At 38.0% G+C, this 23,025-nt stretch carries 24 protein-coding genes; 10 read left to right on the top strand and 14 right to left on the bottom strand.

From position 1 onward, the window contains the following. Positions 1-54: 54 nt before the first annotated feature. Together ACQKNC_RS20135 and ACQKNC_RS20130 are read right to left on the bottom strand one after the other, a co-directional pair. Positions 55-261, bottom strand: a complete 207-nt coding sequence (locus ACQKNC_RS20135; RefSeq protein WP_427426504.1) for a hypothetical protein — start codon at positions 259-261, stop codon at positions 55-57. Positions 262-283: 22 nt separating this feature from the next. Beyond that, a complete protein-coding gene (locus ACQKNC_RS20130; protein WP_427426503.1) occupies positions 284-871 on the bottom strand; it encodes a peptidylprolyl isomerase in 588 nt (195 codons plus the stop codon). Positions 872-1,238: 367 nt separating this feature from the next. On the opposite strand from ACQKNC_RS20130, the gene ACQKNC_RS20125 reads away from it, so the two are divergent. Further along, the gene (locus ACQKNC_RS20125; protein ID WP_427426502.1) at positions 1,239-1,946 is read left to right on the top strand and encodes a hypothetical protein; all 708 of its coding nucleotides are present in this window, start codon (positions 1,239-1,241) and stop codon (positions 1,944-1,946) included. 210 nt (positions 1,947-2,156) lie between these two features. Then, the gene (locus ACQKNC_RS20120) at positions 2,157-4,007 is read left to right on the top strand and encodes a transglycosylase domain-containing protein (RefSeq protein ID WP_427426501.1); all 1,851 of its coding nucleotides are present in this window, start codon (positions 2,157-2,159) and stop codon (positions 4,005-4,007) included. A 99-nt stretch (positions 4,008-4,106) separates the two neighbouring features. Here the strand turns inward: ACQKNC_RS20120 and ACQKNC_RS20115 are convergent, their stop codons facing one another. Beyond that, on the bottom strand, positions 4,107-4,670 hold the full coding sequence (locus ACQKNC_RS20115; RefSeq protein WP_427426500.1) for a DUF5366 family protein: 564 nt from the start codon (positions 4,668-4,670) through the stop codon (positions 4,107-4,109). 154 nt (positions 4,671-4,824) lie between these two features. Between ACQKNC_RS20115 and ACQKNC_RS20110 the strand changes: the two genes are divergently transcribed. Genes ACQKNC_RS20110 through mnhG form a run of 7 tightly spaced genes read left to right on the top strand, consistent with a single transcriptional unit; the run spans position 4,825 to position 10,583 of the window. Continuing rightward, on the top strand, positions 4,825-7,239 hold the full coding sequence (locus ACQKNC_RS20110; RefSeq protein ID WP_427426499.1) for a Na+/H+ antiporter subunit A: 2,415 nt from the start codon (positions 4,825-4,827) through the stop codon (positions 7,237-7,239). Then, a complete protein-coding gene (locus ACQKNC_RS20105) occupies positions 7,226-7,648 on the top strand; it encodes a Na(+)/H(+) antiporter subunit B (protein WP_249075124.1) in 423 nt (140 codons plus the stop codon). Before ACQKNC_RS20110 ends, ACQKNC_RS20105 begins: the two co-directional genes overlap by 14 nt. Next, complete coding sequence (locus ACQKNC_RS20100) at positions 7,648-7,989, top strand: Na(+)/H(+) antiporter subunit C (RefSeq protein WP_402781018.1); 342 nt, start codon at positions 7,648-7,650, stop codon at positions 7,987-7,989. The genes ACQKNC_RS20105 and ACQKNC_RS20100 overlap by 1 nt, the downstream gene beginning before the upstream one ends. Then, on the top strand, positions 7,982-9,469 hold the full coding sequence (locus tag ACQKNC_RS20095) for a Na+/H+ antiporter subunit D (protein WP_427426498.1): 1,488 nt from the start codon (positions 7,982-7,984) through the stop codon (positions 9,467-9,469). The genes ACQKNC_RS20100 and ACQKNC_RS20095 overlap by 8 nt, the downstream gene beginning before the upstream one ends. A gap of 4 nt (positions 9,470-9,473) precedes the next feature. Then, positions 9,474-9,953: a Na+/H+ antiporter subunit E gene (locus ACQKNC_RS20090; RefSeq protein ID WP_427426497.1), complete on the top strand. Its 480-nt coding sequence runs from the start codon at positions 9,474-9,476 to the stop codon at positions 9,951-9,953. After that, positions 9,950-10,231 carry a Na(+)/H(+) antiporter subunit F1 gene (locus ACQKNC_RS20085; protein ID WP_427426496.1) on the top strand — a complete coding sequence of 94 codons (282 nt, stop codon included), beginning with the start codon at positions 9,950-9,952 and terminating at the stop codon, positions 10,229-10,231. The genes ACQKNC_RS20090 and ACQKNC_RS20085 overlap by 4 nt, the downstream gene beginning before the upstream one ends. Beyond that, positions 10,215-10,583 (top strand): monovalent cation/H(+) antiporter subunit G, encoded by a 369-nt coding sequence (gene mnhG / locus ACQKNC_RS20080; RefSeq protein WP_427426495.1) that lies wholly within the window; start codon positions 10,215-10,217, stop codon positions 10,581-10,583. Before ACQKNC_RS20085 ends, mnhG begins: the two co-directional genes overlap by 17 nt. 78 nt (positions 10,584-10,661) lie before the next feature. On the opposite strand, the gene cysC is transcribed toward mnhG, so the two are convergent. The 11 genes from cysC to ACQKNC_RS20025 form a co-directional block, all read right to left on the bottom strand. After that, on the bottom strand, positions 10,662-11,255 hold the full coding sequence (gene cysC / locus ACQKNC_RS20075) for an adenylyl-sulfate kinase (protein ID WP_427426494.1): 594 nt from the start codon (positions 11,253-11,255) through the stop codon (positions 10,662-10,664). Then, positions 11,252-12,391 carry a sulfate adenylyltransferase gene (sat, locus tag ACQKNC_RS20070; RefSeq protein ID WP_427426493.1) on the bottom strand — a complete coding sequence of 380 codons (1,140 nt, stop codon included), beginning with the start codon at positions 12,389-12,391 and terminating at the stop codon, positions 11,252-11,254. Before sat ends, cysC begins: the two co-directional genes overlap by 4 nt. Positions 12,392-12,610: 219 nt before the next feature. Next, positions 12,611-13,675, bottom strand: coding sequence for an inorganic phosphate transporter (locus tag ACQKNC_RS20065; protein ID WP_427426492.1), 1,065 nt, complete (start codon positions 13,673-13,675; stop codon positions 12,611-12,613). A gap of 12 nt (positions 13,676-13,687) precedes the next feature. Then, positions 13,688-14,389 carry a phosphoadenylyl-sulfate reductase gene (locus ACQKNC_RS20060; protein ID WP_427426491.1) on the bottom strand — a complete coding sequence of 234 codons (702 nt, stop codon included), beginning with the start codon at positions 14,387-14,389 and terminating at the stop codon, positions 13,688-13,690. A gap of 290 nt (positions 14,390-14,679) precedes the next feature. Next, positions 14,680-16,401: an assimilatory sulfite reductase (NADPH) hemoprotein subunit gene (cysI, locus tag ACQKNC_RS20055; protein WP_427426490.1), complete on the bottom strand. Its 1,722-nt coding sequence runs from the start codon at positions 16,399-16,401 to the stop codon at positions 14,680-14,682. 122 nt (positions 16,402-16,523) lie between these two features. Beyond that, the gene (locus tag ACQKNC_RS20050) at positions 16,524-18,311 is read right to left on the bottom strand and encodes an assimilatory sulfite reductase (NADPH) flavoprotein subunit (RefSeq protein WP_427426489.1); all 1,788 of its coding nucleotides are present in this window, start codon (positions 18,309-18,311) and stop codon (positions 16,524-16,526) included. A gap of 161 nt (positions 18,312-18,472) precedes the next feature. Next, the gene (locus ACQKNC_RS20045; protein WP_427426488.1) at positions 18,473-18,622 is read right to left on the bottom strand and encodes a DUF2292 domain-containing protein; all 150 of its coding nucleotides are present in this window, start codon (positions 18,620-18,622) and stop codon (positions 18,473-18,475) included. Continuing rightward, a complete protein-coding gene (locus tag ACQKNC_RS20040; RefSeq protein ID WP_427426487.1) occupies positions 18,622-19,362 on the bottom strand; it encodes a sirohydrochlorin chelatase in 741 nt (246 codons plus the stop codon). Before ACQKNC_RS20040 ends, ACQKNC_RS20045 begins: the two co-directional genes overlap by 1 nt. A 12-nt stretch (positions 19,363-19,374) precedes the next feature. Then, the gene (gene cobA / locus ACQKNC_RS20035; protein WP_427426486.1) at positions 19,375-20,151 is read right to left on the bottom strand and encodes a uroporphyrinogen-III C-methyltransferase; all 777 of its coding nucleotides are present in this window, start codon (positions 20,149-20,151) and stop codon (positions 19,375-19,377) included. Positions 20,152-20,431: 280 nt separating this feature from the next. Next, positions 20,432-20,620, bottom strand: coding sequence for a uroporphyrin-III methyltransferase (locus ACQKNC_RS20030; RefSeq protein ID WP_427426485.1), 189 nt, complete (start codon positions 20,618-20,620; stop codon positions 20,432-20,434). Positions 20,621-20,687: 67 nt separating this feature from the next. Further along, positions 20,688-22,196, bottom strand: coding sequence for a leucyl aminopeptidase (locus ACQKNC_RS20025; RefSeq protein ID WP_427426484.1), 1,509 nt, complete (start codon positions 22,194-22,196; stop codon positions 20,688-20,690). 112 nt (positions 22,197-22,308) lie between these two features. Between ACQKNC_RS20025 and ACQKNC_RS20020 the strand changes: the two genes are divergently transcribed. Then, positions 22,309-22,791 carry a divergent PAP2 family protein gene (locus ACQKNC_RS20020; protein ID WP_427426483.1) on the top strand — a complete coding sequence of 161 codons (483 nt, stop codon included), beginning with the start codon at positions 22,309-22,311 and terminating at the stop codon, positions 22,789-22,791. Positions 22,792-23,025: the final 234 nt, after the last annotated feature.

Here is a 23,025-nt window from a genome sequence, read left to right as displayed (position 1 = left end):
CTCGCAGTCATTAACGGCTGCGAGGCATCTGGCTTCCCACGAAAAGCGGGTTTTTTATAGCTGATTGTTTGTATTATTTTTCTCTGAAAGAATACGCGCTTCGAGTTCCTTTGATTTCATTTCTTGTTTCTTAGAAATCTTACGGAAAACGGTAAATACAACAATACATAAAATAAGCATGATTAAAAATTCAAAAGCTGCTGGAATATAGCCTGATTTATCTTCAGGGAAATATAAAAATTGATACATTAAATGTTCCATGTTTTACACGTCCTTACAATTATTATTCAAAAACTGTAATTGACTCGATTTTCACATCTTCTAATGGTTTATCACGGAAGTCTTTTTCTACTTCTGCAATTTTGTCGATAATGTCCATTCCTTCAACAACATGACCAAATACTGTGTGTTTATGGTCTAACCAAGGAGTACCACCATTTTGAGCATATGCTTCAATAATTTCTTCTGGGAAGCCAGCACCTTGTAATTGGCGAAGCATATCACTTGGAAGGTGCTTCATTTGTACGATAAAGAATTGTGAACCATTAGTGTTTGGACCCGCATTTGCCATTGAAAGGGCACCGCGAAGGTTAAATACATTATCAGAGAACTCATCCTCGAAAGAGTTACCCCAAATTGATTCACCGCCCATACCTGTACCAGTTGGGTCACCACCTTGAATCATAAAGTCTTGGATAACACGGTGGAAAATGATGCCGTCATAGTATCCTGATTTTGCATGACCTAAGAAGTTTTCAACAGTTTTTGGTGCATGCTCTGGGAATAATTTAATTTTGATGGCACCTAATGTTGTTTTCATTTCTACAAGTACTTCGCCTTCTAGTACTTCTGTTGTTAATTGTGGAAACATTGAAGTCTCTCCTTTAAATGTAAAATTTCAGTTTCAATGAAAATGATAGTACTATCATTTCTGACCTCATTTTAGTCTAACATACTTCTTATTGGTTTTCTTCACCAAAGTATTGACGATTTTTTGCACTTTTAATTTTTTTTCTTATACCGTGGGGTTGATTTCTGTTCTGGCTGGACGCTTTGTTGGTCACAAAGGAGTTATCACAGTATTATTCTTCGGCAAAGAAATATTCTTTCATAGTAACCCCTTTAGTATATTTTTTATGATTGTTCATATATTACTTTGATCGATCATAAATTGGAAAATATCGGAATAAAAAGATGGAGTGTATATGAATATTAATAAAAAAAATGGAGGGATTGAAATGAAATTTATACAAAAAATAAGTGTAATCGGACTGTCAGTATGTATGTTGAGTATCGTTTTTTCATCTACCAGCATGGCAACAAAAATCGTTACAGAAGAGAACCTGAATTCAGTCAATAATAAAAATAAACAAGAAATTCCTGATTACAAAAACGACTCCGCCAAAATATTAGCACAAGAAACAAAAACGGTACTCATTAAAACAATAAAAGAAGACAAATCATTATTAGAGCAAAAAACAAAAGACTTTGAAGAAAAAATGAAAATGGAACAAATAGCCTTTATTGAAGAGGGATTGAAAAAAGCAACAACGCTTCAAGATGTAGAAAAAGTAAAAAGTGAAGCAGCCAACTTATTAAAAAAAGAAAAAGAATTGTTTAAAGCAGAAAGTGAAAAATATGTAAAAACAAAGATTGATACGGAAAAAGTGAACTTAGCGATGATTTCAAGTTCATATAAGACGGTTAGAGATGACTTTTTCACCTTTAACAAACATAGATTCTATTACTATGATGTAGATAAAAATGAATTTGTTCCAAACGATAAAGTAAATAAAACAGAAGAAGTAAAAGAATTTGAAAAAAAACATAAAGAAGATACAAAAGTAAAAGATAATCCAATCAACACCTTAATCCTGTTTATTCTCCTTGGATTGTTATGTATAATTCCTCTTTTCATAAGTAACAGTCAAAAAAACAAAGCGTAAGCTATTTTGATGCTATTAGCCTTCGTTCCTCTATCGCTAATCCTCAATGAGTTGCACATCAACCTATATATGGCATACGATTTAACAAACGTCATCTCCAACTTCATAGCAAAATTATTTGATAAATACAAATAGGTCGGAACGCGTATTTGGAAACTATCCAAATTATGTTATTCTGTTGAGTGACTCATATTTAGAGTGGAGGCACACATGAAAAAGGCTTTTGGTTTTTTTATCATTTTACTATCCTTACCTGTCCTTTGGTGGATTACTACAAACATTAGGACAGAAATAAATGCGGCACAAGTGCATGAGGAGCAAATTGCTAGCGCTATTCATTTACCGGAAGTACAGCCACAGCTTCCAATAACACTTATAGATCGAAACGGCAGTACATTTAGCGAGGAATATGTCGAATGGCGGCAACCTCTAACATTACAGGAAATCCCAAAAATTGCCCAGGAAATTTTCATCTCAAGTGAGGACGCTCATTTTTATGACCATATCGGCTTTGACTTTAGTGCTATCGTCCGTGCAGTTGTTGCTAACTCAAACTCAAATTCAACTTCTCAAGGTGCTAGCACTATTACACAGCAGCTAGTTCGTATGCGTTATTTATCAGACGAAAAAACATATGAACGAAAATTAACAGAGATTTTTTACTCCTATGAGCTTGAGAAAGAATTTGATAAAGACGAGATTTTAACGATGTATCTAAATGAAGCCTATTTTAGCAATCAAGTTTATGGAATTGGTGGAGCAGCTACATATTATTTTCAAAAACCTCTCAAAGAATTATCTATAGCTGAAATTGCATTTATTGCTGCCATTCCAAATAACCCATCACTGTATAATCCTTTAAAAAACTTTGACAAAACAAAGGCGAGACAGGAACGGCTATTAGATACACTCACAGCGAGTGGCGCTATAACAAAAGAAGAAGCTATTACATATAAAGCCGAAACTATAACATTAAATGTAAAGAATAAAGCTCAAAGCTACCCTATGTACAGCACTTACGTCCTGCAAGAGCTTAGATGGTTAGTTGCAGAAAAAGAAGGCTATTCAGATCGTCTTGCAAACACACAAAGTGAGGAAGAAAAGAAAACAATCAAAGCGCAGTTAGACAATCGACTCAATATGTTATTCCAAAATGGATTAACGATTTATACCGCGCTTAATCCAGACAAACAAGCACATGATGAGGGAAAAATGACTGCAATTCTAGGCTCAGGTAAATTACAAGCAGCTGGAGCAGTTATTGACAATAAAACCCGTGAAGTGGTTAGTCTTTATGCTGGGAAAAACTACGAAAAGTTTGGTTATCATCGTGCCTTTCAAGGTACGCGTCAGCCAGGCTCTGCTTTTAAGCCACTAGCGGTATATGCTCCTTTCTTTGAAACTACAGCACACACACCTGATTCTATAGTTAGTGGTGGCAGTTATTGTGTTGGTTCATTTTGTCCACAAAACTATGGAGGCTTTAAATACGGTGATGTACCAATTCGAGTAGCATTTCAATATAGCTACAATACATCGGCTCTCCGTCTCTTTAACACAGTCGGAATTGAAACGGCCTTTAGTTACTTAGATCGCTTTCACTTCCGCTCCATCGTGGCAAAAGACCATAATTATGCTGCCTCTTTGGGAGGATTAACATATGGTGTTACAGCACTTGAGCTAGCAGACGCCTATACAAGCTTTATAGATGGCTCATATGTACTCGCTCATAGTATTCGTAAAGTGACAACAGCTGATGGAACGGAACTTTACAGTTGGGATTCAGAACGCGATCAAATTTGGTCACCAAAAACTGTTAAATATATGCGTTCGATGCTTGCAGATGTTGTTACTAAAGGTACAGGACAAGGCGTTTATAGTAAAAGTAACTATGTCGGTGCCAAAACGGGAACAACTAACAACTATCGTGACTACTGGCTCGCTGGATTAAATGATGAATACACTGCAGCAGTATGGCTTGGTTATGATAAGCCACAATCTATGGAGAGTTTAGAAGCGTATAAGATTCATCACAAGCTATTTAATGTTTTACTGGAATAAAGTTAAAAGAAGCAGCCCTGAGTGGAATTCATCACTCTAGGCTGCTCCTTTCATTGTTAACTATGTCATTTGAAAAATGTTTAGTGTAAACCGAGGCATTTAATGAGCAAACGGTAAGCTTGCCAAGATACCATTATACAATTTTAAAACTACATAAACTAATAGCGATAATAGTATTGTCCACATAAAAAGCTCAAATACTAGTAAGCCAATCGTTCCACCCATCGACATAAATTGACTCATTTTATAGATAAGGTAAATAAAATAGATAAAAACAGTTAAGACAAAAATACCTACTAAAACGTAAATAAATTGAATAGCAAAGGCTGAACATATTGCGCCAACTAATAAAATGACGTATCCGCCTCGTGCTTGATTAACTGTCGCACCATCATTATCCTTTGAGAAAAATAACATTCCTAGCTCATGAATAGTTTCCCCTACTAATTTTAATGCTGAAAATAGCATAAAGAAGATCACAGCAAAGACAATTAGCAAAAAAACACGTAGCTCGAAATCGGATAAAAACTCACGCATGCCGGAATAAACACCAATTGCATGAAAAACTTGCAACGATTCACTTACTGCATACATCCCAAATGTCAAACTAAACAATAAAATTGTAATTAATGGTAGATAACCATAAATATAAGGGTTCCTCATAAAAAATTTTTTCCTCTATTTTTATTGATAACTTCCTATTTATAATATAGCCAAAATTCCTCCACTATCGCAAGCTAAATCCTATGAGTACATATGCACTCATACAAAAAGTACGTTATAATTAACATACTTACCTGCATAAAGGAGGATTTTTTTGTTACAAGTACTTTATATTTTCATTCCAATGCTTGCCGCAATATTTGTGCCATTTCTATATAAAAGCATTAAAAATATTCACACAGGCTGGTTTGTTCTTGCAGTACCTGCTACACTCGCGATTATTTACGCAACTTACATCGCAAAAGTAGCAGATGGTAAAGTATTTCTTAAAGAGCTTCCTTGGATTCCATCGCTTGATATTTCCATCGTATCTTATTTAGACGGACTTAGCTTGCTATTCTCATTACTGATTACTGGAATTGGCTCGTTGGTCGTACTTTACTCTATTTTTTATTTAGACAAACATAAAGAAAAATTACATAATTTTTATGTTTACTTATTATTATTTATGACCGCAATGCTAGGAGTAGTACAGTCAGATCATTTAATTACGCTGTACTTCTTTTGGGAGTTAACATCTATTTCATCATTTTTACTTATCGGCTACTGGTATAACCGTGATGCCTCTCGCTTTGGGGCACTTAAGTCAATGATGATTACAGTCGGTGGCGGGTTAATGATGTTAGGAGGATTTATCCTTCTTTATATAATGGGAGGAACGTATTCAATCCGTGAACTTATTGTAATGGCACCTGATTTAGTACAGAATCCGCTGTTCACTTGGTCGCTCGTTTTAATACTTCTAGGAGCATTTACGAAATCTGCACAATTCCCATTCTACATTTGGCTACCAGATGCAATGGAAGCGCCAACACCCGTTAGTGCATACCTTCACTCTGCAACAATGGTAAAAGCAGGTATTTATTTAGTTGCACGTTTTACACCAATTTTCGCTGTTTCTGAGCTTTGGGTATGGCTCGTTACTGGCGTAGGTATCGTAACGCTATTCTGGGGTTCATTCTTTGCAGTGAAGCAAACGGATTTAAAAGGAATTCTTGCTTTCTCTACAGTCAGTCAACTTGGACTTATTATGTCGTTACTCGGCGCAAGTGCCTTAGCATTTCATAGCAACGGAGCAACAGATACTATTAAATTTGCTGCTTTTGCGGCAATCTTCCACCTTATAAACCATGCAACGTTCAAAGGGAGCCTTTTCATGATTGCAGGTATTGTCGATCATGAAACAGGTACACGTGATATTCGTAAGCTCGGTGGCTTAATGAGTGTTATGCCGCTTAGCTTTACAGTTGCGGCTATCGGAAGCTTATCAATGGCAGGTCTACCACCATTTAACGGCTTCTTAAGTAAGGAAATGTTTTTAACTGCCATGCTTGCACTACAAAATTTTGAATTTTTCGGCTTTGATACATGGGGAGCTCTCTTCCCGATTATTGCTTGGATTGCTAGTATTTTCACATTTATCTATAGCTTCTATTTTGTTTTCAGAACATTTACTGGTAAATATACACCAGAAAAATTACCTCATAAACCACATGAGGCACCGATCGGCATGCTAATTTCGCCGATGATTTTAGCAGCATTAGTCGTAACAATATTCTTTATTCCAAACCTAGTTGGGGATACTTTTGTAAAGCCAGCAGTACAAGCTATTCAGCCATTCTTATATGATTCACCAAAGGATATTGATATTCATGTGGCAGCTTGGCATGGTGAAATTACACCTGAACTACTCATGACTTTTGGCATAGTAATTGTTGGGGTTCTATTGTTTGTAGCATTACCGAAATGGCAGGGTATTTATCAAAAATTCCCACGAGCGTTAACATTAAATAATGCATACGACAAGATTATGCTCGGTCTAGATGTTGGGTTAAATCGCGTATCACGCCTTTATATGACGGGCTCTATGCGTCACTACCTGCTGTATATGTTTAGTAGCATTGCAGCAATTGTAATAGGTTCTTTATTTGTGAAGAATGCCTTTACTGTCTCCTTCCAAGACACTGCACCTATTCATCTTTACGAAATCATTTTAGTATTGGTGTTAGTTATTGGAACATCCATTACAATTTTGGCAAAGTCACGTTTAACAGCCATTATAGGTCTTGGTGCTGTGGGCTACACAGTGGCATTATTCTTCGTTATTTTTAATGCTCCTGATTTAGCATTAACACAGCTTGTCATTGAAACGATTTCTGTTGCGCTATTTTTACTAGCGTTTTATCATCTGCCTAAGCTCGGAAAACGAGAAGAGCGCATGAGATTCCAATTAAATCGCGCAATTGTTTCAATTGCAGTCGGTGTTATGGTCACTCTTATAGCGCTATCTGCACAATCACAAAAATTGATTCCATCTATTTCGAAGTATTACGAGGAAACAGTTCATTCAAAAGCCGGCGGTGGAAACATTGTCAATGTTATCTTAGTAGACTATCGTGGCTTTGATACATTATTTGAAATTACAGTGTTAGCTATTGCTGGGATGGCCATTTTAGCGATGATAAAGCTACGCATGAATAGAAAGGAGAAAACTCATGAAAACAAATGATGTAATTATACAATTTACAGCAAAAATTGTATTCTTCATTATTTTCTTCTTCTCCATTCATATTTTCCTTGCTGGTCATTACACACCAGGAGGGGGCTTCGTTGGGGGACTTTTAACATCGAGTGCTATCGTGCTCTTAGTCCTTGCTTTTGATTTAAATACGGTTCGTAAGGTTTTACCAATAAATTATACGTATTTAACTGCAATTGGCTTACTACTAGCACTTGCAACAGCCGCTTTCCCAATGTTTGTAGGGAAACCGTTTTTTACACATTTCTTTGATTATTTCGATTTACCGCTTCTTGGCAAACAGTCATTACACACGGCTATGCTTTTTGATAGCGGTGTCTATCTGGTTGTTGTCGGCGTTACGATGACCATTATTCAAACGATTGGGGAGGATGAATAATGGAAATAATTATGGCGTTTGTCATTGGCTTTTTGTTTATGGCAGCGATTTATTTAATCTTATCTAAAAGCTTATTGCGCATTATTATCGGGACAGGGCTTTTAAGTCATGGAGCCCATCTTCTCATTTTAACGATGGGTGGGCTCGGTGGAGAAGCACCACCTGTTTTAAAAGAAGGGGCAAAAACTTTTGCAGACCCATTACCACAGGCACTTATTTTAACAGCCATTGTTATAAGCTTTGGGGTAACAGCTTTCTTCCTTGTACTTGCTTACCGTTCTTATCAGGAGCTCGAGACAGATGATATAAGCTTAATGAGAGGAAGTGATGAGGATGAATAACTTCCTTCTACTGCCAATTATCATTCCGTTTTTCTTCGGCATGATTTTAATGTTTGGGCAAAAAAATTTAAAATACCAGCGTTCATTCGCATTACTTGGTATAGGGCTCGCACTTATATCGGCCATTTCACTGCTTATAAAAGTGAAAAATGATGGTATTCAAAAGGTGACGTTCGGTGATTGGCCTGTGCCGTATGGCATTACGATGGTTTCTGATATGGTGTCCGCACTGCTTGTCACAACAACGTTGCTTATCACCCTCTTTGTTGTTTGGTATGGCTTCGGTTCTATCACAAAGGAGCGTGAACGCTTCTTCTATTATCCTGGCATCATGTTTATTTTAACTGGGGTTAACGGTGCATTTACGACAGGCGATATTTTTAACCTTTTCGTGTTCTTCGAGGTATTGTTAATGGCCTCTTATTTGCTCATCGTTCTTGGGGGCGAAAAAGGACAGCTTAAAGGTTCCATTAAATATATATTAATTAATGTTATATCATCTGCATTATTTGTTATTACAGTCGCCTTCCTTTACTCGGTAGTAGGTACATTAAACATGGCAGATATTGCAGTAAAAATTGCTGACATCAATCAGCCAGGAATTGTTACTGTTATAGCTGTTCTATTTTTAATGGTATTTGGGTTAAAAGCGGCTATTTTCCCGTTATACTTCTGGCTTCCAACTTCTTATGCGGCAGCACCTATACCAGTGCTAACGCTATTTGGTGCACTACTAACAAAGGTTGGCATTTACGCGATTACTCGAACATATACATTGTTCTTTGTTCATGATTTATCGTATACACATGACCTACTGATGGCATTAGCAATTGCAACAATTGTTGCGGGCTGTATTGGTGCACTTGCCTACCATGATGTGAAGCTCATCATTATATATAATATTGTCATTGCTGTAGGTGTTATTTTATTCGGCGTATCTCAAATGAATGAAATCTCCCTAAAAGGTGCAATGTTCTATTTAATTCACGACATGCTTATAAAAGCAGCGCTCTTTATGTTAATAGGTATAGTAATCTACATTACTGGCACATCTGATTTACGGAAAATGGGCGGGCTTATGAATAAATACCCTGCTCTCGGTTGGTGCTATTTAATTGCAGCATTTGGTTTAGCAGGGATTCCCCCACTTAGTGGCTTCGTTGGAAAGCTCTTGATTGTACAGGGAGGTTTTGAAGCAGGTAGTAAATGGAGCAGTATTTTTATTTTAGCTTCGTCACTTCTCGTTTTATTGTCTGTTATTCGTATTTTCCTTTATGCCTTTTGGGGTGAAGAAAAAGAAACAACGGGTACTGTCGATAAAAAAGTCTACTATACACTATTTGTGCCTACTGTTCTTCTAGTGCTCATTACTGTAGCGTATGGTGTAGGCTCTGAATGGATTACTCCATTTATGGACGATGCGGCAAAACTATTAAGTGATCCATCTATTTATATAGATGCTGTAATGAAGGGGGATTAGAAATATGGCATTTCAAATTGTTTTAAATTTTGTACTTGCCTTTGTTTGGATGTTTCTTTCTTCTAATTACACAGCAACAGGCTTTATCGTTGGGTTCATTCTCGGTATTATATTGCTCATTATTATGCGTAGATTTTTTGCTAGCCGTCTTTACGTCTACCGTATATGGGCAATCATTAAACTGACTTTTCTCTTTTTAAAGGAGTTAGTGTTAGCGAATATACAAGTTCTTCAAGTGGTCTTAAAGCCTAAGTTGGATATGCAGCCTGCATTCTTTGCCTATCCGACTGTTTTAACACAAGAATGGGAAATTACTTTATTATCAAGTCTCATTACGTTAACACCTGGTACTATAGTAGTGCATGTATCAGATGATGCAAAAACTTTGTATGTACACGCTATTGATATTAGTGATGTCGATGAAGCAATTACAGCAATTCGAGATTCATTTGAAAAAGCGATTTTGGAGGTGAGTAAATCATGACAACGTTTATTATTACTTCGATTGTAGTGATTTGCTTATCAATGATTGCAGTCATTTATCGAATGGTTAAAGGACCTTCTGCATCCGACCGTGTGGTAGCATTGGATTCATTGGGTGTATCAGTAATCTCGCTAATTGGACTGTTTTCCGTATTGGTTGAAACAAGCTTCTTCCTGGAGATTATATTATTGTTAGCGATCTTATCGTTTATCGGTACTGTTGCTTTCTCTAAATTTATAGAGAAAGGAGATATCCTTAAACGTGACAATTCTCGCTAATAGTTTAGTTATCTTTTTCATTTCTGTAGGGGTGCTATTTATTGTCGTGACAGCCATTGGTCTTGTCCGTTTACCTGATTTGTACACACGTGCTCACGCTGCTTCAAAAAGTGCAACACTCGGCGTCATGTGCGTACTCATTGGTGTATTCTTTTACTTTTGGCTTATTGAAGATCACTTTAATCCCCGCATTTTGCTTGGTATATTGTTCCTGTTCATTACAGGTCCCGTTGGAGGGCATATTATGACTCGCTCTTCATACATCGCTGGCGTAAAACCTTGGAAAGGTACAGTACACGATGAGCTTGAACCTGAAATTGATCGGATGAAGAAGGAACAAGGCATTAAATAACCTTGATCACATTGCAAAAACAAAAAGAATCTGCTCGATTTTAATTAAAATCGGGCAGATTCTTTTTTGAAATCATACTTAAATATATCTTTTGGAAGATAAAATACTCGTTAGCTGTTCAACACATTCGTCTATTGAATAGCTTTCTGTATCTAAAATGATTTCCGGATTTTCTGGTTCCTCATATGGTGCACTAATGCCCGTAAAGTTAGGAATTTCTGCAGTACGTGCTTTTTTATAAAGACCTTTTGGATCACGCTTTTCACACGTTTCAACAGAACACTTCACATAGACCTCTAAAAATTCCCCAGCTTCCACAAGCTCACGGACAACTTGACGATCTTCTCGGTAAGGCGAAATAAAGGCAGTCAAAACAATTTGACCACTTTCCACGAAAAGCTTAGATACCTCTCCAATACGTCGTATATTTTCCTTACGGCTTGCTTCATCGAATCCTAAATCCTTATTTAAGCCATGCCGAACATTATCACCATCTAAAACAAATGCTTGATTGCCGCGTTCAAAAAGTCGACGTGCGAAGGCATTCGCTACAGAAGATTTTCCTGATGCTGATAAACCGGTGAACCATAATATAAAGCTTTGATGCTTGTTTTGTGTACGACGCTCCCTTTTCGTAATGGACGCTTCATGCCAAACGATGTTTGAACTCACTTTAAAACCTCCTTACGCATTCCTTTAATCAAAACGTCCACAACTTCTTTACGACTAAATGTACTTGGAGGCACTTCACCATTACGTAACATTTCACGAACCTTAGTACCCGATAAAATGACATGCGCCGAGCTATCATGTGGACAAGTTTTTGTCGTTGCCGTTCCCTCACATTTGTTGCAATAGAAGCTATGCTCAAATTTTAATGGAACAATCCCTAATTCATCTTCTGTAAATTGTTCAAAGATTTTTTGTGCATCGTATGTGCCATAGTAATCACCAACACCTGCATGGTCACGCCCAACGATAAAGTGCGTACAGCCATAATTTTTTCGTACAAGTGCATGGAAAATAGCTTCCTTTGGTCCTGCATAACGCATTGCAGCTGGAAACACCCCTAATTGCACGCGATTTTCAGGATAATAATTTTTTAGTAAAACTTCGTAACTTTGCATGCGAATTGTGGCAGAAACATCGTCTGATTTCGTTTCCCCAACAAGCGGGTTTAAAAATAATCCATCAATTGTTTCAAGTGCCGCCTTTTGAATGTATTCATGTGCTCGATGCACAGGATTCCGTGTTTGAAAGCCAACAATTGTTTTCCATCCCTTTTCTGCAAAAAGTCGGCGTGTTTCAAGCGGATCAAATGAATAGGAAGGAAACTTTTGCTCTAGACGTTTTACTAATGTAATTTTTCCACCAACATAAATATTTGGACGTTCATGCAACTTTTTAACACCAGGATGCTCTAAATCCTCCGTGCCGTATATTAACAATGCCTCTTTCCGTTTATTTGGCTCATAAATATCAGCAACTTCAATAACGCCATAAACAGCATCACCATATACCAATTTCGCCTCATCACCAGGATGTAAAGTTGCCGCTACTTCCTTTGTTACTGGTAATGTAATTGGAATACTCCATACCACACCTGATGCTAAACGTGTTTGTTCAACAACTGATTCATAGTCCTCCTGCGTTAAAAAACCTTCAATCGGACTGTATCCGCCGATAGCAATTAACTCTAGATCACTAAGTGAAATGGCATCAAGCTCAATAACTTTATTTATATTCGTTACATCCTTCTCTGGATTAAAGGCTTGCACTAATAGTCCACCATGTGGTTGTAGACTCATCAAAATCCCCTCCTAATTTTATTGAAATACTTAGTTTTATATTTAAGTTTATTTGTGTATTTTATTGATTTTTTATCTTAGGCAAATTGAGGCTTCTGCGAATGATCTCCTTTCTTACAGAGGTGATCGGGTTCTCCTCTGATTTGATCGGCTTCCTTTCAAATGTGATCGGGTTCATCTCTGATGCGTTCGGCTTTCCCTCAAAAGTAATCCAGGTATTTAAATCCCTTCACCTGCATCGTATATTGAGCGCTCTTCTTCACGCATTGTTCGCATTAAGCTAATGACACCAAGCGTTCCAACAATAATACTGCCAATTAATACGATGACATAGAAATCTTTCTCTAAAAATAGCTGTACTAAAAAATAGGAGATGGCTAATGAAAAGATTGGCGAGACAATCCAAATACAGATTATTTTTTTCACTATATGCTTATGAAAAATTTGTTTCCCGTTTTTGGCCATCCCCATTCCGATAATCGAAGAGGATGTGACTTGTGTTAATGGCACGGGAAGCCCAAAGACAGAGCTTATACCGACTAGGAGTGCACCTGTACTCGATATTAATATCCCTTCTGCCTTCTCAAAGCGCATAATTTTTTTACCGTTTGTTTCAAGCACTCGTTTTCCAAGTAGCATTGCACCAAGCGCCACAAACGCTCCACCAAGCAATATTCCAGTTGTGACACCCATCAATCCTGCACCAACAAGTGGTCCAACTGCATTTGCTACGTTATTCATCCCTGCTGAAAATGCTTCAAAAAAACCAGCACATACAAGGAGAATCGTTAATATTGAATGATCTTTTAACAAGCCCTTGACTCGTAATTTATACAGCCACTTACCAAAGACAAATGCAATGACAAACGCTACGATTGGCACTATTACCCAAAATGATATGATGACAAGTAATGATTTAATATATAGCACTTTATAGGCGGTCCCTACACCTACAACTGCTCCTACTGTCACTTCACTCGTAGATAATGGGATGCCTAAAAGATTAGCGATAAATAGTGAGCTTGTCGCAGAAATCAAAATAATAATGACAATCTTTACTGTAATGTACTGCTGCGGCATTATACCGGAGCTGATTGTTTTTACTACCTCTCCACCACCAATAACTGCTCCAGTAAAAACACCCACTGAGCAAATAAGCAGTGCTTGCCAAGCTTTTTTGATGGCACCTGCACCGTAAGCAACTCCCATTGAGGCAGCCGCTCCACTTGCACCTATATTCATCGCAAAAAATAAACTAATCGCTATTGCTACATATTCAAGCATGGCAAAACTCCTTTACTCATGTAGTCCACACTCTGTTTTACCAGACCCCCGCCATCTGCCTGAACGTAAATCATCCATTGTAAATGCTGGTTTTGTACAGTGCTCGCAGCCGATGCTTGGATAGCCTTTATCATGCAATGGATTGTACGGCAAATTATGTTTTGAGACATATCGCCAGACATCCTTCCATGTCCAATGAATGAGTGGACAAATTTTAATGGATTGAAATTTAACGTCACGATTGATAAAGTTCGTATTTTGTCGGTTTGGTGATTGTTCACGACGCAAGCCTGAAATCCAAGCTTTCACGCCCATTAACGCTTCATGTAACGGCACAATCTTACGAATTTCGCAGCATTTATTTGGATTAGACTTCCATAATTCATCACCATATTGAGTTGCTTGTTGTTCGAGTGTAAGTGCTGGTTTTTGCATAATAATGTTAAGCTTTGGATATTTTCCTTTTACTTTATCAATCGTTTCATATGTTTCCTTAAAATGAACATCCGTATCTAAAAAGAGAATCGTAGCATTGGGCTTCACCTTTGAAATAAGATCAATCAAGACAATCCCCTCAATCCCAAAGCTACATGCATAGACGATATCCTCGCCATATTCTGCATAACTCCAATGTAAAACATCCAGTGCAGCCTTATAAGTTGCGTCTACCTTAAAATTCAATGTTGGCTCATGCCAAGTTGCATATGTTAGCATATTATCCCCCTCGTAAACGAAAAGAAGCGTTCTAACAAAAGACATAGTGTAAACATGCCTTTGTTAAAACGCCTCTAGTTTGACTAGCCAGCTCATTATTTAATGATTGTTCACTAGTATGGCTAACTCGTTCTACAATCATTTTTCTTATTACCAAATATATACTAAAGTACACCTAGCAGCCAACTAGGTTTTAGAGAAATTGTTGAATAAAATGCTAATCAGAGGATATAGGATTTTTCCATATTAAAAGACCATAAAGCAGACAAGTTTGCTACAGGGCTACTATTTTATATATGATGAAAATCTCGCCCGTCATGAACAGCTGTTACATAACCGGCACGAATAACAAAATCACCGAAATGCTCGCCATCTTGACGTTCCTTCGCATAGTGGAGCAGGATTGGACGAAGCTCCGCTAAAATCTCCTCTTCACCTATATTTTCACGATAGACTTTATTGAGACGATCACCAGTAAAGCTTGCTCCTAAATACATATTATATTTCCCTGGACCTTTACCGATAAAGCCAATCTCAGCCATTGCTGCACGCGAGCAACCATTCGGACAGCCCGACATGCGAATAACGATTTCTGTATCATTTAAACCTGCTTCATCAATGATTGGTTCAATTTTTGTAATAAGAGAAGGTAGGTAACGTTCCGCTTCTGCCATGGCTAAACCACATGTTGGTAATGATACGCAAGCAATCGAATTACGGCGCAATGCAGAATAGTGTGCACCATCTGTAAGCTTATATTGCTCAATAATAGCAGCAATCTTTTTCTTCTTTTGCGATGTTACATTACTAATCATTAAATTTTGGTTTGGTGTTAAGCGGAAATCACCCGAATGCACCTTCGCAATTTCACGTAATCCTGTTAGGAGCTCATAATTGTCAAAGTCTTTAATACGACCATTTTGGATAAATAATGTATAATGCCATTTGCCATCTGCACCTTTAATCCATCCATATTCATCACCTGTACGTTCAAAGGTAAAAGTGCGAGCTTGTTGGATGTCCCAGCCTAGACGACGCGTTAGTTCTTCATTAAACCACTCAAGCCCTCTTGCATCAATTGTATATTTAAAACGTGCATTTTTACGAACCGAACGATTCCCATAATCGCGCTGAATCGTAATAATTTTCTCCGCTGTTTCCAGTAGTTTGTCAGGTGTGATAAAACCAATTGTGCGAGCAAGCTGTGGGTATGTTTCATGATCGCCATGAGTCATGCCCATTCCTCCGCCAACTGCTACGTTAAAGCCTACTAATTTATCATCCTCAACAATGGCAATTAATCCTATATCTTGTGAGAATACGTCCACATCATTACTTGGAGGAACAGCAATACCAATTTTAAATTTACGTGGCAAATATTGTGCACCGTATATAGGTTCAATTTCTTCATCCTGACTATCAACTACCTTTTCACCATCTAGCCATAGTTCATGGTAAGCTCGTGTTCTAGGTAGTAAATGTTCACTCAATTTTGCAGACCAATTATAGATTTCCTCATGTAATGCGGATTGGTTTGGATTCACATTACACATGACATTACGATTCACATCCCCGCAGGCAGCAAGAGAATCCAATAATACCTCATTAATTTCCTGCATATATTTTTTGACATTCCATTTTAAAATGCCGTGCACTTGGAATGCCTGACGTGTCGTTAATTTTAAGGAGCCGTTACCATATTTCCTTGCCATTTCATCCATTACTAGCCATTGTGCTGGAGTTGCTGCTCCTCCCGGTGTACGTACACGCACCATAAATTGATAGGCAGGCTCAAGCTTTTGACGCTGACGTTCGTTACGAAGATCGCGATCATCTTGTAAGTAACTACCATGGAATTTCATTAGACGGTTATCATCCTCTGGAATTCCTGAGCTTAATGGATTATTCATCGTACGCTCTAATGTTCCGCGTAGATAATTACTGTCGTTCTTAATACGCTCTACATCACTAGGCTTCCCTGGTTGTGGGGGTAAAATAATTTTTTCTGCCATTTGTTATCGCTCCTTTAATCAATTATGCCTCGGCATAATTGCCGCTGACGCTTTGCTTTCGCGCAGAAAACATTTTGCTGCTGACGCTTTGCTTTCGCTACATAAAACACTGCCAAAGGAAGTTAATAAACGTCACGTTGATAGCGTTTCTGCTGTTTTAGCTCATTGACAAAGGCTTTAGCTTCCTCTGACGTTTTTTGTCCCTGTTGTTCAATAACGCGATGGATTGTTGCATCAACATCAGCCGCCATCGATTTTTTATCGCCACAGACGTAAATGACAGCTCCTTGCTCTAGCCATTCATAAAAAGCAACAGCATTTTCCTCAATTTTATGTTGAACATATATTTTTTTATCTGTATCACGTGAAAAAGCAACATGCATTTGACTTAGTGTTCCTGAAGCAAGCCAACGCTGCCAATCTGTTTGATAAAGAAAGTCTGTGACAAAGTGTTGATCACCCAAAATCAGCCACGCTTTTCCTTCGATGCCTAATTCCTCACGCTCCTCCAAAAATGCTCGATACGGGGCTACACCTGTTCCAGCACCAATCATAATAATCGGCGTGTCCTCATGCTCTGGTAGTCTAAAGTTCGGATTTTTATGAACATATACCGGTAAAGTGTCACCAATTTGAATACGCTCTGCTACGCTTCCGGAGCAAACGCCTAGACGTTGACGTCCATTCGTCTCATAGCTTACTTTCCCAATTGTTAAATGTACCTCTTCACTATTTGCTTTTTGACTACTAGCAATGGAATATAGACGGGTTGGAATTTTACGTAGTAAATCTACAAATTGCTGCGCATCCCATATAAATGGTGCAAAGTCTTCCACAACGTCAAGTAAATCTCTTCCTTTTGCATAGTCCTTCCAGGCATCCGTGTCTTCCAGTAGCTTTGAAAATTCCTGATGGACCGTATAAGCACCAATTTTTTGTAACAATGGCTTAGACAACACTGTAATTTCTAATTTTTTTTGTAATGCATCTTTTAATGACAGTGTTTCTTCAAAGACGTTTACATCCGTTTGTGGATCAAACTGTAATGCTGTGATTAAAGCATCGACAAGCTTTTCATCATTTTCCGGTTGAATACCGATACTATCTCCTGGTTCGAAATTGAAACTTGCACCTTCGATGGATAATTCAATATGACGTGTTTCTTTATTTGATCCGCGGCCGTTCAAATTAATGTTTTCAAGTACTTCAGCATAAAACGGATTTTTTCGAGAATATGTAGTGTCTTCTTGTGCTGTTTTATTTTGTGTAGTCGATATATCAGCTACATCCGTCTGTTGCAGCAACTCCTGCTGAACAGCTGAGAACCACTGTGCTGCCGCTTCATCGTAATCTACATCACAATCTGTGCGAGGAAAGATTTGACTGGCCCCTAATTTTGCAAACTGTTCATCAAAATCCTTTCCTGTTTTACAGAAAAATTCATAAGACCTATCACCTAAGGCTAGCACCGAATAATGAAGATGCTCTAACCTAGGGGCTCGCTTGCTATGCAAAAATTCGTAGAACTGTATCGCTTGATCAGGTGGATCCCCTTCCCCATGTGTACTAACAATTAGTAAAAGATTTGTTACCTTTTTTAAATTATTTGGTTTAAATGTTGCCAACGACGAAATTGTTACGTCCACATCATTGCCTTTCAAGGCTGAGGCATATTTTTCAGCTAACCCCTGGCTATTGCCTGTTTGTGAACCATATAAAATCGTCACTGTTTTGGTGATTGTTTTTACTATCGGTGTTGCTTCTTCGACAACAGGATCAATAATGGCCAGTGGTGCACTTAAATAGCCGTTTAACCAAATCCTCTGCTCTCCTGATAGTTTAGGAAGCAGCTCATTTAACAGCTTTACCTGTTCCTCATTAAATGGACTGTTTACTACTTGCAGTTTCAATCTTGCCACCTCACGTATTAGTATCATTTTTTTCTCTTGATTAATTGTCCTGAATTTGGTTGCGCATCACAGCTTTTTTCAAGGTCATTTGCTTATGATTTATCACCATACAATTGCGTCCGGAATCGGCATGTTTGGACACTGGCTGAAAGAAATTAAAATTATCGAAGTCGTATTTTTTCCTTCTTTTCTATTTGGACCACATAGGAATTTTGCACAATTAATGTAATGGACCCGTGGTTCACAGTATTTAAAATGTGGCGGACATTATCTAATGCTAGATTTATATTTTCAGTCCTTTTATCTACCATTACAAAACACCTTCCTTAGTAAAGTTTAATAATTGATAAATACGTTCCACTAAAACTTTCCTTACGTTGTCGTCATAGCCTAAACTTTCACATAAAATAATGTTCTTATTCTCGTAATCTTGTAATCGCCTTGTTATGCTTTGGCGCAAAATCCCAGTAAACAACAAATACGGTACTATAAATACTTGATTGTCCCTATTCTTCTCTTGTTGTAACCAATCTTCAAACGTAGGACCCATTCCATATAAAAAGCATGTATCTACAGCTTCATAAGCGTATTTATCACGTAATCTTGTTGCAATTTTGGCTAAATCACTCTTTACTGTAGGATCACTACTCCCACGACCTATAAGTAAAACACTTGCTTCGTTAGTAGGTAACCTTGCTTCTAGAATTCTAGTCTGTAATGTATCAATTAATAGTTCATGGACGCCAAGTGGTTCACCGTATGTAAACCTCACTTGTGAATGCTGTTTTTTTGCTTTATCAATCTCACTAGGAATATCGTGCTTTGCATGCTGAGCAGCTAGCAATAAAATAGGTACAATCGCTATAGCTGTAGCCCCTTGTTTAATACAGCTTGCTATACCTTCAGCAATTGTCGGTGTCGCGAGTTCTAAAAAACAAATTTCTTGGATCGGTATCTCAATCTCCTGTTGTACGCTCTTTAGAAAGGCAACAGCTTGCTCGACCCCTGCCTTTACTCTACTTCCATGAGCGATATATAAAATAGCTTGCATGAACCCACATCCTTACACAGAAATTTCTGCTAACTGCGGCTGTGGAAGGTTTTGCTCGAACCATTGAATTCTTTCCCTCAAAGTCACAACTTTTCCGACTACAATTATGCTTGGATTTTGAATATTCTCTCGTTGCACTAGTTCTTCAATATTAGCTAAAGTACCCGTGACAGTTTTTTGTTGAGAAAAGGTACCCCAATGGATGAGCGCTATTGGGGTTTCTTTATCACGCCCATACTTGAGCAACTGCTGACGGATATAAGGAAGATTACCGACCCCCATATAAATAGCAATCGTATCGATCCCTTTTGCAAGACTTTCCCATTGGATTCCATCATCCTTACCCTCTCTCATATGCCCAGTGACCATCGCAAAACTTGAGCCTAAGTCACGATGTGTAACAGGAATCCCTGCATATGCCGGTGCTGCTATTCCTGAAGTGATGCCTGGCACTATTTCAAATGGAATATTATACTGTGCTAGCACCTCTGCTTCCTCAGCTCCCCTTCCAAAAACGAATGGGTCGCCTCCCTTTAATCTCGTCACAATCAATCCCTGCTGTGCATAGCTGACAAGTGCTTGATTAATTTGCTCTTGAATCATGGCGTGCTGCTGAGGTAGCTTACCGCAAAAGATGAGCTTAGCCTCTCGTTTAGCATAGGATAGTAGCGTCTTATTGATGAGTCTGTCATATAGGATGACATCTGCACATTCGATACACCGTAATCCTTTTACTGTGATTAGATCAACATCGCCAGGCCCAGCACCCACTATAAAAACTTTCCCCATTTGATATCACTTCCTCTTTTCAGATAGAAAAAAAAGACTCAAATTATCCATAGGCAGAACAATGCCTGTGAATAATAAGAGCCTCTAGTTTGCTAGTCAGCTAATATTTAATTCTTAGTAATATAATAAGAATAATAAATAATATAGTATATTCTGTCAACACTTTATTTAATGACCAAAATCTGATATTTATTTAATTTAACTAAAGAAAAAACCAGGTGTCGTTATTATTGCCGACAACTGGTTTTATATTTTCATTGAAATCTATGTCTTATTAGAATTAATATGGTCTAAAATGGTGTCTAAATGGTGGACCAGGTCGGTAAAATGGCGGAAATGGACGATAGAACGGCGGATAAAATGGATATGGGCCAAACTGTGATCCAAGAAAACTTCCTAAAAATCCTCCTAAAAAAGGCCCACCGACTGGCCAAAAGCCTCCTCCTGGATAACCTCCGAAGAATGTCATAAGCTTCCTCCCTTTTTTACTCTATCGTATGTAGGAGGATGCATATATCACATGTCTATCGCCTATTCTATTTTTCTTCTCCTAAACGTTGAACAAAGTTTGCTAGTGTACGTACCATTACACCTGTACCACCTTTTGGGCCTAAGTCATGTATAGCAATGGCATCTGACGTTCCTGCAATATCTAAGTGAATCCATGGTGTATCACCAACAAACTCACCAACAAAGCCTCCTCCAAAAATCATGTGTCCATCACGACCAGGAGAGTTATTTAAATCAGCGACATCTGATTTACGAATTCGTTTTTTATCACTTTCTGTTAAAGGCATACGCCATACAAATTCATCAGTCTCCTGTGTAGCTTCCATAAAAGCAGCAAAGAATTCATCATCATTAGAAAGTGCTCCTGTTTTATCCATACCAAGTGCTGTAATCACTCCACCTGTTAACGTTGCAACATCAATTAGGGAAGTAGCTCCTTGTTGTTTAGCATATGTAGTAGCGTCTGCTAATACTAAACGTCCTTCGGCATCGGTATTTAAAATTTCTACCGTCTTACCACTATATGTTGTAATGACATCATCCGGCTTAAATGCTATTCCAGATACCATATTATCAGTAGAACCAATAACCGCTACGACATTTTTATTTGGACGTAATTCACCGATGATTTTCATGGCACCTAGCACTGCAGCCGCACCGCCCATATCGCCTTTCATGCCTACCATCGAATCTTTTGGCTTTAAGGAATAGCCACCAGTATCATACGTAACACCTTTACCGACAAGGCCAATTGGATCGGCAAAATCTTCAGTCGCTTTATATTTTAATGTTATTAAACGAGGTTCTTCATGGGAGCCTTGATTGACACATAAAATACCACCCATACCGAGTTCCTCTAGTTGTGCTTTATCTAAAATTTCAACTTCAAAATCGTACTCGACTGCAAGGGACTCTGCATAATTAGCTAAGTCTGTTGCTGTCAGTAAGTTTGGTGGTAAATTAATTAAGCTACGTGCTTCATTTACTGCATCTGCATAAATAGCGCCAACTTCAAAGCTTGCCACCACTTCATCTAAATCATCAGCAGTAGTCACAAGATGAACAGTGTCAACACGTTTCTCTACTTCATTTGATGTTGTTTTATAATGAGGAATTGAATAATAACCAAGACCTGTTCCTTCACCAGCTAAAAATGCAACATCTGTTGCAGTAATCGACTCTGTTGTAAACGATTCAAGCCAAATTGAATATTCTTTCACTTTTAAGGATTTTAGTTCCTTACCAACCAATCCAAATGCTGCACGAACATCGCCTTCTGTTAGGTTTTTACGCTCATCTAAACCAACAAATAAAATGCGTTTAAGATTGGCATGGTCCTTCAAGAATGGTAATTTCGTAATTTTTTTTAGCTCGGTAGATACATCCCCAGCACTAATCCAAGCATCAATGGATTCTCCATAAAATGATGAAAAGCTTGCCCAATCTTGCATTTGCTCACGATGTTTAGTGACTCCTACTACTAACACCTCAGTAGAAATCGTTTCAAATGTTTTTGCTTCTTTTACAATATGCATGTAAATTCCTCCATTCAATATTTATTATACCTAAATTTCAGAAAACGCGTAATATTTGGCTTTTAGAAAATAATGAATGTTATAATAAAAACAATTATTAGTGAAGGTTGTGATGATTATGAGTTTACTTCAAAATACCCCTTTACTCGTTGCCCTTTTTTCAGTTCTCTTTGCGCAGTTTATAAAAATTCCCATTCATTTTTTAATGACAAGAAAGATTAACTGGGGATTATTTACTTCCACCGGGGGTATGCCTAGTTCACACTCCGCTTCCGTAACAGGACTAACAACCTCTATTGCCTATGAAACAGGATTAGATTCCCCAATTTTTGCTGTAGCCGCTATGTTTTCATTTATCGTCATGTACGATGCAAGTGGTGTACGCTTTCAAGCAGGTCAGCATGCAGCTGTATTAAATCAACTACGTAAAGACTTTCAAACATTGCTTCATGATTTGAAAAAATGGCCACAAATGGATGGACAGGAGAAAATGGAAGAGCTAAAAACATTGCTAGGCCATAAACGGAGCGAAGTATTTTTTGGGGCATTAACTGGAATTTTTATCGCCATCATCATATACCAATTTATTTTGTGAGAAATAGACACATCCTCATGCTCATGTTGAGGTTGTGTTTTTTGTTTATCGGAACACTTTTGTGATTTATCGAAAACATACAAAAAAAAATCAGCGGATGTTTGGGCACCCGCTGAAAGAAGATCAATATGCCTCGGCATAATTGCGTCCGGAATCGGCTTTGTGCATGCACAAAAGCACTCCTTTCCGATTCCGTGACATCCGCCGGAGGCTTTGGTCCAACACGATGTTGGT

The sequence above is a fragment of the Lysinibacillus sp. NPDC094177 genome (genome assembly GCF_050279145.1).
In the GTDB taxonomy this organism is placed as follows: Bacteria; Bacillota; Bacilli; order Bacillales_A; family Planococcaceae; genus Lysinibacillus.
The sequence above is the reverse complement of the archived record's forward strand: the minus strand, read 5'-3'. Positions and strand labels throughout refer to the sequence as shown.